Here is a 943-nt window from a genome sequence, read left to right as displayed (position 1 = left end):
CCGTTGTTCGAGGCGACGCTGGTCCAGCGTGAGCGGGTGCTGGGGGACTTCCATCCGGACACCCTGATCAGTCGTAATAACCTCGCCCACGCCTATGAGTCGGCGGGGGACCTGGAACGGGCGGTCCCGCTGTACGAGGCGACGCTGGCCCAGCGTGAACGGGTGCTGGGCGACACCCACCCCGAGACCCTGAACAGCCGTAATGACCTCGCCCACGCCCGTAAGGCAGCGCACACCGTACAGCAAGGAAGTCCAGCGTCCCCACCACCCGCCGCCGATCCTCAATAACCCCCAGCGATCCCTTGAGCGGCCCAGCAGACTTCGGGTTCCGCCCCATCGGGCGCGCCGACCAACCACCAGGTGAGGGTCCGAGTGCAGGCGCGGCGGACGCCTGCCGAGTGATCACTCCCCCGGCCATCCCTATACCCAGTGGGGTGTCCGTTGAAGGCCCGGGTGCGATGGCAAGGTGTCACCGCGGGGAGGAAGGCCGTGTGATCGCCCTTAGTTCCGGCCAGTTCAGCAAAAGGCGACCTAGCCCCCTGTGGTCTCAACCATGGTCTCAATCCGCCCGCGATCCGGGCGTGTCCGATCTCGTCCGCTGGAGACCGCAAACGCGTCTGAGCATGCATGACGCCTGCATCTCGGACGTCCACGAACTCCCGCGGATAAAGATCGGACAACTTGTAATGCGTAGGTCGTCGGTTCGAATCCGACAGGGGGCTCTCCCTGAGCCCAGCCCAGACAGCGTCTGAGCTGGGCTTTTTTCGTTCAGTGCGCACCGGTCGTGCCCGGCTGGAACCAGTACGAGGGCCTTTTCTAGCCTCGATCTTGCGTGAGGGTCCGTCAGCTTGCTGGCGGGCCCTTTCGGCTCATTCGGGGCGGTCATTTCTGCAGGTGGGCAGACTGGTGGCCCGGCTGTCGCGTCGGGTGGGCGCCGGGTTCC

Annotated in this window: 1 protein-coding gene; it reads left to right on the top strand. The window is 65.6% G+C overall.

Going from position 1 to position 943, the window contains the following annotated elements:
* The coding region (locus GRC12_RS44705) for a tetratricopeptide repeat protein (RefSeq protein ID WP_208786126.1) at nt 1–288 on the top strand (288 nt) is incomplete at its 5' end.
* Between the last annotated feature and the right edge of the window lie 655 nt (nt 289–943).

This window comes from Streptomyces griseorubiginosus (assembly GCF_017614965.1).
GTDB classification, from domain to species: Bacteria; Actinomycetota; Actinomycetes; order Streptomycetales; family Streptomycetaceae; genus Streptomyces; species Streptomyces griseorubiginosus_B.
The sequence above is the reverse complement of the archived record's forward strand: the minus strand, read 5'-3'. Positions and strand labels throughout refer to the sequence as shown.